At 44.7% G+C, this 14,092-nt stretch carries 12 protein-coding genes; 2 read left to right on the top strand and 10 right to left on the bottom strand.

Going from position 1 to position 14,092, the window contains the following annotated elements:
- Positions 1–21: 21 nt before the first annotated feature.
- The 9 genes from DW915_RS11075 to DW915_RS11035 form a co-directional block, all read right to left on the bottom strand.
- Positions 22–657, bottom strand: coding sequence for an ABC transporter ATP-binding protein (locus tag DW915_RS11075; RefSeq protein ID WP_022461297.1), 636 nt, complete (start codon positions 655–657; stop codon positions 22–24).
- A gap of 4 nt (positions 658–661) precedes the next feature.
- Entirely contained in the window at positions 662–1,516 is an 855-nt protein-coding gene (locus tag DW915_RS11070; RefSeq protein ID WP_055226291.1) for a hypothetical protein, read from the bottom strand.
- A complete protein-coding gene (locus DW915_RS11065) occupies positions 1,509–2,279 on the bottom strand; it encodes a hypothetical protein (protein WP_022461299.1) in 771 nt (256 codons plus the stop codon). The genes DW915_RS11070 and DW915_RS11065 overlap by 8 nt, the downstream gene beginning before the upstream one ends.
- A gap of 137 nt (positions 2,280–2,416) precedes the next feature.
- The gene (locus DW915_RS11060) at positions 2,417–3,619 is read right to left on the bottom strand and encodes a hypothetical protein (protein WP_022461300.1); all 1,203 of its coding nucleotides are present in this window, start codon (positions 3,617–3,619) and stop codon (positions 2,417–2,419) included.
- Positions 3,620–3,823: 204 nt separating this feature from the next.
- A complete protein-coding gene (locus DW915_RS11055; protein ID WP_022461301.1) occupies positions 3,824–5,140 on the bottom strand; it encodes a GHKL domain-containing protein in 1,317 nt (438 codons plus the stop codon).
- Positions 5,137–5,853 (bottom strand): LytR/AlgR family response regulator transcription factor, encoded by a 717-nt coding sequence (locus tag DW915_RS11050; RefSeq protein ID WP_022461302.1) that lies wholly within the window; start codon positions 5,851–5,853, stop codon positions 5,137–5,139. Before DW915_RS11050 ends, DW915_RS11055 begins: the two co-directional genes overlap by 4 nt.
- A gap of 244 nt (positions 5,854–6,097) precedes the next feature.
- Positions 6,098–7,951, bottom strand: coding sequence for an ABC transporter ATP-binding protein (locus tag DW915_RS11045; RefSeq protein WP_118742136.1), 1,854 nt, complete (start codon positions 7,949–7,951; stop codon positions 6,098–6,100).
- Positions 7,944–10,265 (bottom strand): ABC transporter ATP-binding protein, encoded by a 2,322-nt coding sequence (locus tag DW915_RS11040; RefSeq protein WP_117761865.1) that lies wholly within the window; start codon positions 10,263–10,265, stop codon positions 7,944–7,946. Before DW915_RS11040 ends, DW915_RS11045 begins: the two co-directional genes overlap by 8 nt.
- A 45-nt stretch (positions 10,266–10,310) precedes the next feature.
- A complete protein-coding gene (locus DW915_RS11035) occupies positions 10,311–10,757 on the bottom strand; it encodes a MarR family winged helix-turn-helix transcriptional regulator (protein ID WP_022461451.1) in 447 nt (148 codons plus the stop codon).
- Between the two features lie 201 nt (positions 10,758–10,958).
- Between DW915_RS11035 and DW915_RS11030 the strand changes: the two genes are divergently transcribed.
- Positions 10,959–11,654 (top strand): hypothetical protein, encoded by a 696-nt coding sequence (locus DW915_RS11030; protein ID WP_118742135.1) that lies wholly within the window; start codon positions 10,959–10,961, stop codon positions 11,652–11,654.
- A 74-nt stretch (positions 11,655–11,728) separates the two neighbouring features.
- On the opposite strand, the gene DW915_RS11025 is transcribed toward DW915_RS11030, so the two are convergent.
- Positions 11,729–12,667 (bottom strand): AraC family transcriptional regulator, encoded by a 939-nt coding sequence (locus DW915_RS11025; protein WP_118742134.1) that lies wholly within the window; start codon positions 12,665–12,667, stop codon positions 11,729–11,731.
- 207 nt (positions 12,668–12,874) lie between these two features.
- Here DW915_RS11025 and DW915_RS11020 point away from each other — a divergent pair, with 207 nt between their 5' ends.
- Positions 12,875–14,059 carry an MFS transporter gene (locus DW915_RS11020; RefSeq protein ID WP_022461454.1) on the top strand — a complete coding sequence of 395 codons (1,185 nt, stop codon included), beginning with the start codon at positions 12,875–12,877 and terminating at the stop codon, positions 14,057–14,059.
- The last annotated feature ends 33 nt before the right edge of the window (positions 14,060–14,092 follow it).

The following is a 14,092-nucleotide window of genomic DNA, read 5'->3' as shown; positions in this document are numbered from 1 at the left end:
AAAACGAGCAACTTTTTTCCGTCAGCCTACAATCTTTCCTCTGTCAATCTCCACCGTCGTATCGCACAGTGCTGCAATGTCTTCCCGGTTGTGGCTGGCAAGAAGAATGGTTTTTCCTTCGTCTTTCAGTTTCAAAAACAGCTGCCGCATCTCCTGCACGCCCTGGTTGTCGAGACCGTTCATCGGTTCATCCAGAATCAGAAGGGAAGGTTCCTCCATAATCGCCTGTGCAATACCGAGACGCTGGCGCATGCCGAGCGAATACTTGCCGACATGCTTTTTCGCTTCCGGATCCAGTCCGACTTTTCGGATGGCCGCATCGATCTCCTTTTTTCCGATCTTCCTGCGGATGCCGGCGAGAAACTGCAGATTCTGTCTGGCACTGTAGCCCGGAAGAAAGCCCGGTGTCTCGATGATGGCGCCAATACTCTCCGGCGCTTCGATCTCTTTCCCAATCTGTTTTCCATCCACAAAAACCGCTCCATCGTCCACCCGGAGAAATCCGCAGATGCATTTGAACAGTACCGTCTTCCCACTTCCGTTTCTTCCGATCATTCCGTGAATTTTTCCTTTTTCGAAGCTCAGGCTGATCCCGTCCAACGCCGCGTAGCTGCCAAACTTTTTTGTCACGTTTTCTATTCTTATCTTTTCTTCCATTCTTTCAGATTTCCTCCACAAAGTTCAGATCCTTTTTCCGGATCCCGAGATACGAAAGGATCGTGCATGCGCCGATGACAATCGCAAAGACACTGTAAACATATGCCATCGACGGCCCGTTTCCATATCCCTGCCACTTGTAGCTCGCAATATTCATCCAAAGCGGCGGCGCGCAGTAATAGCCGATTGTGATGCTGGAAAATTTGCTGAGCAGAAGCGCAGTGAGTGCGATGCCGCAGTTGATGACGATTCCAAATCCCCTGTGTACCAGAAAATTTCCGGCATAACTCACAACGCCTGTCATAACCGACAGGCACCAGATCGCAAGCATTGTGAGTCCCATTGCCTCCTGCGGCGAAAATCTCGAAAGGATCAGATAATCCAACGGTTCCTGGTCAAAGGTATATGCCGCATTCGTCTGAGCCAGCGTACTGATCACCTTCCCCCATCCGGTTTCCCACCCTACATTCGGAAACACAAGCAGTACCGGAATCATACTTAAGCATATGGTGTAAAAAAAGGAAACAACCACAATGTACAGCATGTTTCCCCAAAACCAGCTTTTCCGCCCGGCCCGCAAAATCTGCCACCCGCTGTTCGGTTCCAGAAACGGAGCATCACAGAAAAGCAGCAGAGCCCCAAGAACAATGATAATCTGGTCTCCATTATATCTGGTCATAAACGGCAGCATCCAAAAAGTCACATCAACTCCGGTCTGCTCGCAGAAGCCTCGAATACCCACCGTCATTACATGAAAAAGGATCGCAATCCACAACAGCGCAACATAAAACCGTGGTGTTGTGAATGTTTTCCGCAAACGTATCTGACATACCCGAAGGCTCATCCGTATTCTATCCATTCTGCGCCCTCCTCTTTACCACTCGCACGAAAATTACACCTTCCATTCCTGTCAGAATAAGGAAATAACCAGCTATCACAAAAAAATCCTTAAAATTCCGGATACTTCCCCCATGGAGCTGGTACCATCTCATCTGGCCCGGCAGCTGCAGCGCTTCTGCTACAAGCTGGCTTGCATAATAAAAAAGAGCCGGTGTGCTGACCAGCACAAACAGATTTTTTATTTTTCCCGATATCATAAGCGCAAAAACTGCCATAAATGCATACTTGACAGCCTCAACTCCAAATCTTGCGGCAAGGTAAAACGGCAGAACGAGTCCATTTCCATAGCTTAAACTGCCTGTTAATGTTTCAAGCTCTTCTTTTTTTATCCACGGTATTTTTAATGCCAAAACGCCATAAACAACTGCCATTCCCAGAAAAATACTGATCACAGAACCGAAAAAGGCAACCACCAGATGCGACCAGCAATATGCTGTTCTCCCTATGCGTGTCTCAATGCATCTAAGATAGCCATTTCTGCTGTCTTCCCAATAGCTCAGCGCAAACGGCAGCACAGCCAGCACAGAAAACACTTCAAAAAATGCCCCCACACCATGACTGCTGACAACCAGGTAATATACCGATGCATTCCACCGGCTCTGCATTGCTTCCTGACTGATGTTTAACACGGTAACCAGCATCGCACCTGCGATGGCAAAATAAAATTTTCCTGATAAAAACATTCTTTTAAAATCCATTTTTATCATTCGAAAAAAATTCATGAAAGATCACCTTCTTGTCCTTCCGCAACAATCTCTTATCCTCTTCGTCTTTTAAAAAGATGTGACCCGCTTAGCCCGGAGTCACATCTTCCGCAAAACAATTTATTCTTTGAGTAACTCGTAAATCTCAGACAAACTCACCCTGCAATTTCCCGTCCATCCAGTGCATTGATGTAAACATACTGTTCGATCTCATCTTCTATAAATCGAAACTGCCACGCAGGAATCATATCACACATCCAATGCCCTGTTTCATTTCTTCCCGTTGTCATCGGGTAATAAATCAGTTTCATCTGATTCAGCGTAATCGGCTCTGCAATTGCCAAATCATACTTATTTCTCAGCGTTTCCAAAATAATATCTTTTTCCGCAAGAGATACCGGTTCCTTTTCCCGAATAGCATAGTGATTAACTGCTTGAAGATATTGAATTCCGCCCTCCGTTATAACAGCCTGTATTTTAGATGACGGAATATAAAGATCATCCTGCCGGTTAATTTCATTGCATAATACAGGAACCCCATTCAGATAACCCTGAAAAAACAACAGGAAACAATCATCTGCTTTTGACCACTCATATTTCTGAATCTTCTGAGGCTTTAGCAATTCTCCATTCTCGATTGCCTGTTCCATTAATTCCTGCTGTTTTTCCATCTGTTCATACGAAAAACTGTATTTACTGGTCAATTCAACTTTTTCCCAGTCTCCAATCCATCTAACAAACTCTTTTCCTTCCTCTATCAGCTTTTCTTCGTCTTCCAATGAAATTTCCTGCTCATTGTCTCTGACCAAAATCCCTTCACCATAGGCTGATGTAATATATTCAACAGGCAAATTATAATAAACTTTTTTTCCTTCTTCCGTTTCCACTCCTAATATATTGCTGACAGACACCGTTCCATTTTGATTTTTTAATTGTTCGCCAAGTATTCCCTCATACGAATAACAAACGTCCGGCTCTCCTGTGTCTCCTTTTCTTGTTTCCAATCCACTTTCCGGAATTTTCCCAAGTATTTTATTGAACACACTTTCTCCTTGAAATCCATCCACTTCTATCACACATTTTTCAAACTCATTCCATTTTTTGTCCGGCATGTCAACAATCGCATCAATTTTGGCCTGACTGCCAAGCTGAAAACGGATGTGCTCACCATTGCTTAATTCCTGATCATTTTCAGGTGTCACATTTGTTTCCGTTTCATCATTGCTGATAGAACTATTCCGTTCTTCTCCATTTTCCTGTTTTTCTACCTGCTGCAAATTTTCTGACTCATTTCCCATATTCTGACAACCTGTAAAGAACAGTAATATTACCATAATTCCCAATACTTTCTTTCCCATATATCCCCTCTTTTCAAAATTTCGTTCTTTCTCTTCTGTTACTCGAAGCATAGCGAAATTTTTCTCCATCGTCAACGGATCTGGGATATCATGCTCTATCTGGGATAATCAGTACAGATAGCAAAAAATAAAACTTTGTTCTTTGAAATCCGCATTCTTTTTGCTTCCTTCATACAAATAAAGTCTTTTTTATTACGTTTTATCTTATTTTATCGGAAATACTGCCTCTGCGCAAAACAAATCTCCTGTCTCATAATACTTTAACGCGCCACCTACCTTTTGCATCGTCCGTTTTACACTTTTGTGCCCAATCCCGTGGCTGCTTGTATCTTTCTTCGTCGTATTCAAACTTGAATTTTCATTTAAAACAGATTTTTCTATTTTGTTTTGAATCTCCAACCGAAGATATCCCATTTTTTCCTCTACAAAAATTATAATTTCTTTCTTCTCTGTAACTTTCCGCTCTGCTTCAATCGCATTATCCATGAGATTTCCAAACACAGAGCAAAATTCCAAATCATCAATTCCTTCCATTTTGCTCAGAATCGTACACTTCACATCTACTTTTTCACTTCTCGCAAGAGTAATTTTTGTATTAATCATAGAATCCACATAACTGTTTCCTGTCTGAATTAGTGTCTGCACATCTTCAATTTTCTGATTAATTTTTTCCCATACCTTTACCATTTCCGACTGCGGCATGGTCTCCATTGCCTCTTGCAGAGGTAAAAGATAATTTTTCAAATCATGTTTAAATTCTCGTAATTCTTCATTACTTCTCTTAATAATTTCCATACTTTCCTTTGAATATTTCTCTTTTTCTTTCATCAGTTCATATTCTAGCTTTGTTTGATTATCCTTGCTCATTTGCTGTACTATAAAGTACATAATCAGGCACATCAGCCAGATACAGCATACGCACAGCAAAATCCATTTCTGTTCCTGCATCTGCACACTTGGCAGATCTCTTACTACCAAAATAATAGTATTTCCCGCAATAATTGAGAAAACAAGGTTGCATCCCATGACAATCCATTGCCAGCTTATCAGATTCTCTCGTTCAAACAAAAGACTATTTAGTAATTTACCAACAAAAAAATAAGAAATTTTTGATAATAGCATGATCGCAATTCTTACTGTATCCTGATCTTGAATAAACGATGCAACACTTTCTTGAAGGATAAAACTGCCGCCGAAAAGGATCGCTGTGTTTACCATCATCAATACTGCTCTCGCAACTACCGCTGCAGTAACCTTTCTCAGAACACTTCCCTGTGTACCCACCATCAAATAGACAAAAAGCCAAATCAATGTGATCCACATTTCCCACCTGTCATATAACGCAGGATACTTTTCCAACGCAGGAAAGATTAGCCCAAATAGCACTGCAATTCCCCACAAAATTTTACCTTTTTTCCCTTTGGGTTTCTGCTGCATAAAATCCATGCAGAATTCCAACAAAAGTATGTTTTCCCAAACAGAAATTGCAAGTTCAAAAACCTTCCAAAATGTTGCACTCATTCCATCACCACTCCCATAATTTTCATTCGAACCTGATTCAGATAATTTCTGCTGACAGGAATGCTTTTCCCGTTCAATAGCAGAAGTTCTTTTTCGCGCAACCGATATACATAGTTCATGTTAACCAAATATCCTTTATGTGTCCTTACAAATTTATGCGCTTCTAGTTTTTTCTCCGCTTCTGACATTTTCATTCTTACACGAATCGCCTCATCCCTCGTATCTTTTTCCCGATAGAAAAGCAGATAGTTCTTCTCGCTCTCCACAAACCAGATATCACGCAATGCAAGTTTTACACTCTGACGCCCTGTCTGCAGTTCTATTTGGGGAACTTTCTTTCCTGCCTTTTTCTGCAGTTCCAGCAACTGCGGCTCCAGTTCCTCATCCAGATGTGCCTTGCGGATAAAAAAGAATGGATGATACACCAATGACTGAAACACCAGATCATCCTTATTCGATACAAACACAATACAACATTCTCTGTTCCACTTTTTCAGATACGATGCAACCTCAAATCCATTCACTTCCGGCATATCGATATCAATAAAAAAAACAGAAATCTCATCAAGATTTTTGATTCCTTCCAGCATCTCCTTCGCAGATACGTAGCACTCCATTTTCACTGCAATCTTATGTTTCTGACATAAACCTCGAATTCTGATTTCCAGTTTATTTAAAAACACTTTATCATCATCACATAAAATTAAATTCATTATTTTCCCCCGTGCTTCTTATCGAAGATTCTACTTCTCAATAGCATACCAAATTTTTTCTTTTCTCTCAAGTAACCTGGGATAACATGAATGATCTGGGACAAACATCAGATCATTCTGCTCTGAGAGCTTTTTTGCCTGACGGGAAAATGTAACGAGATTTTCCCTCGAAAAAAAACAACACCTGAACCGTTTTGCCAACTCAGGTGTTGTTACAATAAATTTATATCGCCCGCAAAGGCTGTTACGCAACTATATCCTCAAACTGCGAATTGTAAAGGTTTGCATAGAACCCATTCTTCGCAAGCAGTTCTTCATGGTTGCCCTGCTCGATGATATCTCCGTCCTTCATGACAAGAATCAGATCCGCATCACGAATCGTGGACAGCCGATGGGCAATGACAAAGCTTGTTCTACCCTTCATCAGGTTATCCATTGCTTTCTGGATCTCGATCTCTGTTCTGGTATCAACGGATGAGGTCGCCTCATCGAGAATCAGGATCTTATTGTCTGCAAGAATTGCTCTTGCGATCGTCAGAAGCTGTTTCTGTCCCTGGGATACATTGCTTGCATCCTCATTCAGCTCCATCTGGTAGCCGCCCGGCAGGGTCTGAATGAAATGGTGTGCCCGCGCAGCCTTCGCCGCTGCAATAACCTCCTCATCCGTGGCATCGAGCCGGCCGTAGCGGATATTTTCCATGATACTGCCCTTGAACAGCCACGTATCCTGCAGCACCATACCAAAGGCATCGCGAAGCTCTCTGCGGTTGAAATCCCTGATATTGTGGTCATCCAGAAGAATGGCTCCGCTGTTTACATCATAATAACGCATCAGCAGCTTAACCATTGTCGTTTTTCCTGCTCCAGTCGGGCCGACAATGGCAATTTTCTGACCCGGTTTTACCTTCGCACAGAAATCATGGATGATGATCTGATCCGGATTGTATCCGAACTGTACATGGTCAAAGGTTACTGCTCCTGTTACCGTCTCAATGTCCGCCGGATTTTCCGTGGTCTGATCCTCTTCCTCTTCGTTCAGGAATTCAAAGACACGCTCGGATGCCGCCGACATCGACTGTACCATGTTGATAACCTGCGCAATCTGCTGGATCGGCTGGGTAAAGTTTTTCACATACTGGATAAATGCCTGGATATCACCGATCGTGATCACGTTTTTGATCGCCAGAAGTCCGCCGGTCAATGCCACGCAGGCGTAGCCTAAATTTCCGACAAACGTCATAATCGGCTGCATCATACCGGATAAAAACTGGGATTTCCATGCGGAATCGTAAAGAATATTGTTGGTTTTTTCAAACTCTTCGATCGTATCCTTCTCGCGGTTGAATGCCTTGATGACGAGATGGCCGCCGTAAACCTCCTCAACCTGACCGTTGATGTGGCCTAAGTATTCCTGCTGGGCACGGAAGAATTTCTGTGATTTCTTTGTCACGAGTCCGATGAGTCCCATTGAAATCGGCAGGATCACAAGCGCGATCAGCGTCATCAATGGGGAGATACTCAGCATCATGATCAGAACACCGATGAGCGTTGCCACCGAGGTGATGATCGTCGTGATACTCTGGTTCAGTCCCTGGCCAAGCGTATCGACATCGTTTGTGATGCGTGAGAGCACTTCACCGTATGTGCGGCTCTCAAAATATTTCATCGGCATACGGTTGATCTTTTCCGAAATCTCTTTTCGAAGCTGATAGCACACCTTCTGCGTCACGCCCGTCATGATCCATCCCTGGATGAAGCTGAACAGGGCGCTCATCAGATACAGGCCAAGTACAAACAGCAGAATCGTTCCGATTCTTGCAAAATCAATGCTTCCTGTGCCCCGGATCTTTTCCATCAGTCCCTCGGACAGTACGGTCGTAGCTTTTCCGAGAATCTTTGGTCCGGCAACGTTGAACACCGTTGAGCATGCGGCACAGATCATAACGATAAAAATCGCAATTTTATATTTTCCGATGTACTGGGCGAGCTGTTTGATCGATTTTTTCAGATCTTTCGGCTTCTCGCCCGGCTGCATGCCGCGGCCCATCCGTCCCATCGGTCCTCTTTTGCGCGGCTGCTGGTTCATTTCATTACTCATGGTCAGCCACCTCACTTTCCTTCAGTCCAAGCTCTTTCTCTGACAGCTGGGATTTCGCAATCTCCTGGTAAACCTCGCAGCTTCTCAGCAGTTCCTCATGCGTACCTTTTCCGACTACTTTTCCGTCATCGAGCACCAGAATCTGCTCCGCATGGAGAATCGTGCTGATCCGCTGTGCCACGATGATCACGGTGCTGTCTTTGACATTCTCCGCCAGTGCTTTTCGAAGCGCCGCATCCGTTTTCAGGTCAAGTGCAGAAAAACTGTCGTCGAAAATAAAGATTTTCGGGTCTTTTGCAATCGCACGCGCAATCGCCAGACGCTGTTTCTGTCCGCCGGATACGTTCGTTCCGCCCTGTGCAATCGCGGTTTCGTATTTGTCATCTTTTGCCTCGATAAACTCGGTTGCCTGCGCAATTGCGGCTGCCTTTTCGATCTCCGCATCCGTCGCATCGTCTTTTCCGAAGCGCAGGTTGGATGCGATCGTTCCCGAGAACAGCACACCTTTCTGCGGCACGAAACCGATCTCATCGCGCAGATCCTTCATCGTAATGTTTCGAATATCTTTTCCGTCGAGCGTAATCTTTCCGCCCGTCACATCATAGAGACGTGGGATCAGGTTGACCAGCGTCGATTTACCGCAGCCGGTGCTTCCGATGATCGCCGTCGTCTTGCCAGGCTCGGCAACGAAGTCGATGTCATGCAGCACATCCTCCTCGGCGCCCGGATAACGGAAGTTGACGTGATCGAAGCGGACAACTCCGTTGTGAACCTCCAGCTGCTCCGGATTTTTGACATCCTGAATGGAGGATTCTGTCTGAATGACTTCATCGATACGGCCGGCGGCAACAGCGGCACGCGGCAGCATGATTGACATCATTGTCAGCATCAGGAAAGACATGACGATCATCATGGCGTAGGTAATAAATGCAGTCATTGCACCGACCTGCATCGTGCCGGCATCGATTTTATGTGCACCGACCCATACGATTCCGACGGTCAGCACGTTCATAATCATCATCATACCAGGCATCATAAAGGTCATGACGCGGTTGGTGAACAGGGTTGTTTTGGTCAGTTCCTTATTCGCACCGTCGAAGCGCTCTTCCTCTTTGTCCTCTCTTCCGAACGCACGGATGACAGAGAGTCCGGTCAGGATTTCACGCGATACGAGGTTGATGTTGTCGACCAGTTTCTGCATCAGCTTGAATTTCGGCATCGCAAGGGAGACAAGCAGCATCACGTAGCCGAGAATGACGATGATCGCAAGAACAATGATCCATTCCATACCGGCTCCCGTTTTCATGACTTTCAGCACACCGCCGATGCCAAGGATCGGAGCGTAGGCAATCATTCGCAGCACCATGACGGAGACCATCTGGATCTGCTGGATATCGTTCGTGCTTCGGGTAATCAGCGATGCGGTGGAGAACTGATCCATCTCCGCATTGGAGAATCCGACAACCCGTTTGAATACTTTTTCGCGCAGATCGCGGCCGATTCCGGCGCCGACGCGGGAGGCAAACAGTCCGACGAGAACAGTTACCACACCCATCAGGAGTGCCATGCCGACCATCTTGAGGCCTGCGGTCAGAAGGTACGTTTTCTGAATCTGGTCTACATCGAGGCCCGCCGCTTTGTCTGCGGAAACTGCATACGCAATGCCCATCGATTTTACCAGGGAGCTTCCCATCGTATCAAGCGTTTTTTCCATGCTGTCGCGCATCGAGAGCACGGTGTCTTTATCCATCTGTCCGCTCTCGAGCATCGCTGCAAAGATTGGACGGACATCCACACAGGTGACTTTGACTTTGTTTCCATCGTCATCCTCTTTTTCCTGCTGGAAGCTCTTCAGCTCCACATGCATCATCTCGCCGATCTGCTCAATCGTCATGTTTTCAAACACCGACGCATCCTGACCGGTCTGCTGTGCCATGAGTTGTTTAAAGGTATCCTCCTCCATCGCACCCATCTGGTAATTCATCAGCAGTGCAACGGTCAGTGTATCGTCTGCTTCATCAAGTTCTTTTTCAGAAGCTTTGTTCCGTTCATAATAGCCGTCCTTTTTCGTATAGAGGCTTTCCCATAAATCCACCTCATCATCCGTCATGATAAACTCGGCCGTCTGAAATTCTTCCTCTGTGATTCGTTTCGGTGTAACGTGCTCAACACCGCTGTTCTGAATGCCCACATCGATGATATCAGATGTGTACGACGGGAGCGACAGGTCGCACCACGCCTGGACAAACAGAAGCACAAGAATCACGAGAATCGATTTCCAGTACGGGATCATGTTCTTGAAAATCTTACTCATTTTTTCCCCTTTCTGTCTTTTTTTGTGTACCAGCTTGCCGGCACACTAATTCTGTCGTTTTCGGGTGTCAATTTCTTTTTCTGCGATCTCATAGATACGATCCAGATAAGCAACCAGCTGATCTATATCCTCTTCCTTTAACTGTGACATCACAGAGCAGCCAAAGTCCTGCATTCTGTCCCGTACCTCTTCCCCCTTTTTCCAGCCCTTCTCTGTCAGACTGATATATGTATTCCTGCGGTCTTTTTTGTCAACGCTCCGCTCTACATATCCTTTTTCCTCCAATCCGCGCAGTGTGCGCGACACAGCCGGCGGAAGTGTTTTGGTCTTCGCCGCCAGCTCTGAGCTTGTAATTTTTCCGTTTTCTCCCATTTGCAAAATCGCACCCATAACGGAAAATTCGGAACTGCTGAGTCCCGGAATCAGGTCTGATACGTTCAGTTTTTTAAACTGGTGCACCGCACGAAACAGTTTTTCAAATGCATCTTTCATGTTTTCCCCCTCCTTTTGCCGCAAATGCTTAACAGTGTTATTTATTTACGCGTGTTAAATAATAACACCGGCAAATTTCTATGTCAAGAAATCTGCCGGTGTTTATGTTTTTTTTAGAATTTACGCCACTCAAATAGAATTTGACAAACGCTGCCATTTTGTTTAGATTAGAAGCAAATACGAAAGGACACCTTCATTCCCATGCCAGGTTTTATTTTACATCTTACCGCAGCCCAAATGCTGTTAAAGCACCTCCCGTCCCACCCGGATTTTCCATATCCGATTTCATCGGTAAATGATTTTCTGATCGGAAATCTTCTGCCGGATGCGACGCAGCAGAAAGAATCCTCCCATTTCCGCGATCCGCTTTACCGCGAAAAAATGATGGTATTCCCGGATCTTACACAGTTTACAGCGAAATACCGTTCACTTCTGCCAGATTCGAGCGCACTGGGATATTATTTTCATCTTTATATTGACCGGAAATTTTTTAAGGATTTCATTCCGCAGATTGTGGAATTTTATAATGCGGATGGGGAAATTACAGATATGAGAGATGAGATTGCAACGGTTTATATCAAAAAATCGCGGACATCCATTCCTTTTTCCAGATATCTCACGGAGGAGTATTATTACGGGGACTATACACGAATGAATACATATCTTGTCAACCGCTATTGCATCCCGCTCGATCTCAATCCTAACGTCACGAACCCTGGAATCACAGAAATTCAGTATGAGAACGTCCAACAGGTACTTGACCTCCTCCATCACTTCCTCTCCGTCCCGCCGGAAGCTGCGCAGGATCTGAAGGTCTTTCCGCTTGAAGAGCTGCTTGCGGCACTGGAGCAATATGTAGAAGAGTTTTTGGTTGTGCCGAATAAGTATATTCCATAATTCTCCATTTAAAAAGGAGCAGAACCCACACCAGATTCCGCTCCTTTTTCAGAATGTAATTTTTCCGTTTCCTCTTACACTACATCTTGAACAATCCATTCTCTGTCATCCGTATTCATTTGTTTTTTTCTTCGATATTCCGTTGGTGTCCTTCCATAATATTTCTTAAATGTCTTGCAAAAATAATCCATATTTTCAAATCCCGTCTCGCCGGAAATTACAGTTATCTTTTTCTCCGTCGTGGCCAGAAGCTTTGCAGCCTCCTGCAGACGATACTTCACCAGATAATGCACCGGCGTATCGTGAAGATATCTTCGGAAAAGATTCAATGCCGTACTCTTGCTCACCATAGCCTGCCCGGCAATATCCTCCAAGGTAAGATTCTGTCGGAAATTTTGATGAATATATTGCATCATCAGCTGTGTTCTTCCCTGTGAGGATGCCGTATTTTCTCTTTTTTTCTGCAGCACTTCCGAATCCATGTGCAAATAAAGCAAGTGCCACAATTCCTGCGTCAGAAATAAAGTAACCAGTTCCCGGTCTTTGTCTGATTCCTGCGCTTTGAGAATTTTCTGCATGAGCTCCAGTGCTTCTGCCTGCCATTTTATTTCCCTGCAAAAGACAATGCAGTCCACCTTACACGCCTGTATCGGTGCAATGTATTTTTTGTAAATCAGGCTGTCTGCCGGAGCGAGAAATGTCGGTTTCAGAACGAAATTTGGCACAATCGCATGGCCTTCAGAAAAATAGCGATGCAAAATCTTTGAGTTAATAAAAATGCCCGTTCCCTGTCCCAGTGAAAACTGCTTTTCGCCAACCCAGAAGGTTGCTGTTCCCTCCTGTACAAAAACAAACTCAAACTCCACATGCCAGTGCCATTCTACACAATGAAAATCAAACAACGCAAGATCGTCGTAATACAATTGAAACGGATACTCACTGTTTCCATGCTGTATCGTTTCCATCATGCTTTCATCCGTTTGGATCTTGTTATAAAATGTATTAAATTCCATCTTTCCCCGCCTCCGTTTTTCAGGCACGCCCCTCTCTATTTTACGATATTATACAATAAACAGACGATATATTCCAGTGAAAGCGACACTATTTTACGTTATTATACAAAAAGAATCGTTGTCGCTCCATGGAACACGGTGAACGGCAACGAAACGAACACTACGGCCGCAGCAGTTCTGCCATTTTAAAAAACGGAGTATATCACTATGAAAAAGAACTACCACAAAACCTTAATTGCCTGTTATCTTGGATTTATCACGCAGGCAATTTCTGCAAATTTTGCACCTTTACTATTTCTTACCTTTCACAGAACTTACCATATTTCTCTTGGAAAAATTGCGTTTATCTCGACAATATTCTTTTTCACACAACTTCTTGTCGATTTGTTCTGTGCCAGATATGTCGATAAAATCGGTTATCGCAGGTGTGTCGTTGCTTCTGAGATTCTTTCCGCATGCGGCCTGATTGGACTTGCCTTTCTGCCCAATATTCTGCCAAATGCCTATGCAGGAATTTTGCTCAGTGCCATGATCTATGCCGCCGGAAGCGGACTGATTGAGGTTCTTGTCAGCCCAATCGTAGAAGCTTGTCCGTTTGACAATAAGGACAGCGTTATGAGTCTGCTTCATTCCTTTTACTGCTGGGGGTCTGTAGGCGTCATCTTACTCTCCACTGCTTTTTTGGCAGTTTTTGGTATGGAACGCTGGCCGATCCTCGCATGTATCTGGGCTGTACTTCCACTGTACAATACGTTTAATTTTCTTTCCTGCCCGATTGAATCACTGACCGGAAGCGAAGAAGGACTTACCATTCGTCAGCTGTGCCGTCTTCCCATTTTCTGGATTTCCCTTGTTCTTATGGTCTGCGCCGGAGCAAGCGAGATTTCGATGGCGCAATGGGCTTCCGCTTATGCCGAGTCTGCATTAGGTCTCTCAAAAAGCATTGGAGACATTGCAGGACCGTGCCTGTTTGCTGTGATGATGGGCATCAGCAGAACCTTCTATGGTAAATACGGGGAAAAAATTGACTTAACAAAATTTATGATCGCATCCGGTACACTTTGCCTGATCTGTTATCTGGCTGCAGCTCTCGCACCATATCCTCTTTTAAATCTTATAGGCTGCGTTGTGTGTGGTTTCTCCGTAGGAATTATGTGGCCGGGAACCATCAGTATTTCATCCTCTAAAATTCCACTCGGCGGAACTGCACTGTTCGCACTTCTCGCCATGGCCGGAGATATGGGTGGTTCCATTGGCCCATTTGTTATTGGATTTGTCACACAAAACACCGGCGACGATCTGAAGGCAGGTATGCTGGCCGGCTGCATTTTCCCTGCTGTACTGATTTTGTCTGTTTTTCTGCTCCGACAAAGGAACGCAGAGCAAAAATAAGCACAAAAGAGATACTGTAACGTGTCTCAGACA

The sequence above is a fragment of the Blautia sp. AM42-2 genome, assembly GCF_003480245.1.
GTDB classification, from domain to species: Bacteria; Bacillota; Clostridia; order Lachnospirales; family Lachnospiraceae; genus Fusicatenibacter; species Fusicatenibacter saccharivorans.
Note: the sequence above shows the minus strand (reverse complement) of the source record. Positions and strands in the feature narration are given on the sequence as shown.

Excerpts from the sequence above, each read along its gene's own strand:
- DW915_RS11055 (WP_022461301.1), bottom strand. The coding sequence starts at position 5,140 with ATGAGTGCAACATTTTGGAAGGTTTTTGAACTTGCAATTTCTGTTTGG.
- DW915_RS11030 (WP_118742135.1), top strand. The coding sequence starts at position 10,959 with ATGCCAGGTTTTATTTTACATCTTACCGCAGCCCAAATGCTGTTAAAG.
- DW915_RS11070 (WP_055226291.1), bottom strand. The coding sequence starts at position 1,516 with ATGGATAGAATACGGATGAGCCTTCGGGTATGTCAGATACGTTTGCGG.
- DW915_RS11050 (WP_022461302.1), bottom strand. The coding sequence starts at position 5,853 with ATGAATTTAATTTTATGTGATGATGATAAAGTGTTTTTAAATAAACTG.
- DW915_RS11025 (WP_118742134.1), bottom strand. The coding sequence starts at position 12,667 with ATGGAATTTAATACATTTTATAACAAGATCCAAACGGATGAAAGCATG.
- DW915_RS11045 (WP_118742136.1), bottom strand. The coding sequence starts at position 7,951 with ATGAGTAATGAAATGAACCAGCAGCCGCGCAAAAGAGGACCGATGGGA.
- DW915_RS11035 (WP_022461451.1), bottom strand. The coding sequence starts at position 10,757 with ATGAAAGATGCATTTGAAAAACTGTTTCGTGCGGTGCACCAGTTTAAA.
- DW915_RS11065 (WP_022461299.1), bottom strand. The coding sequence starts at position 2,279 with ATGAATTTTTTTCGAATGATAAAAATGGATTTTAAAAGAATGTTTTTA.
- DW915_RS11040 (WP_117761865.1), bottom strand. The coding sequence starts at position 10,265 with ATGAGTAAGATTTTCAAGAACATGATCCCGTACTGGAAATCGATTCTC.
- DW915_RS11060 (WP_022461300.1), bottom strand. The coding sequence starts at position 3,619 with ATGGGAAAGAAAGTATTGGGAATTATGGTAATATTACTGTTCTTTACA.
- DW915_RS11075 (WP_022461297.1), bottom strand. The coding sequence starts at position 657 with ATGGAAGAAAAGATAAGAATAGAAAACGTGACAAAAAAGTTTGGCAGC.
- DW915_RS11020 (WP_022461454.1), top strand. The coding sequence starts at position 12,875 with ATGAAAAAGAACTACCACAAAACCTTAATTGCCTGTTATCTTGGATTT.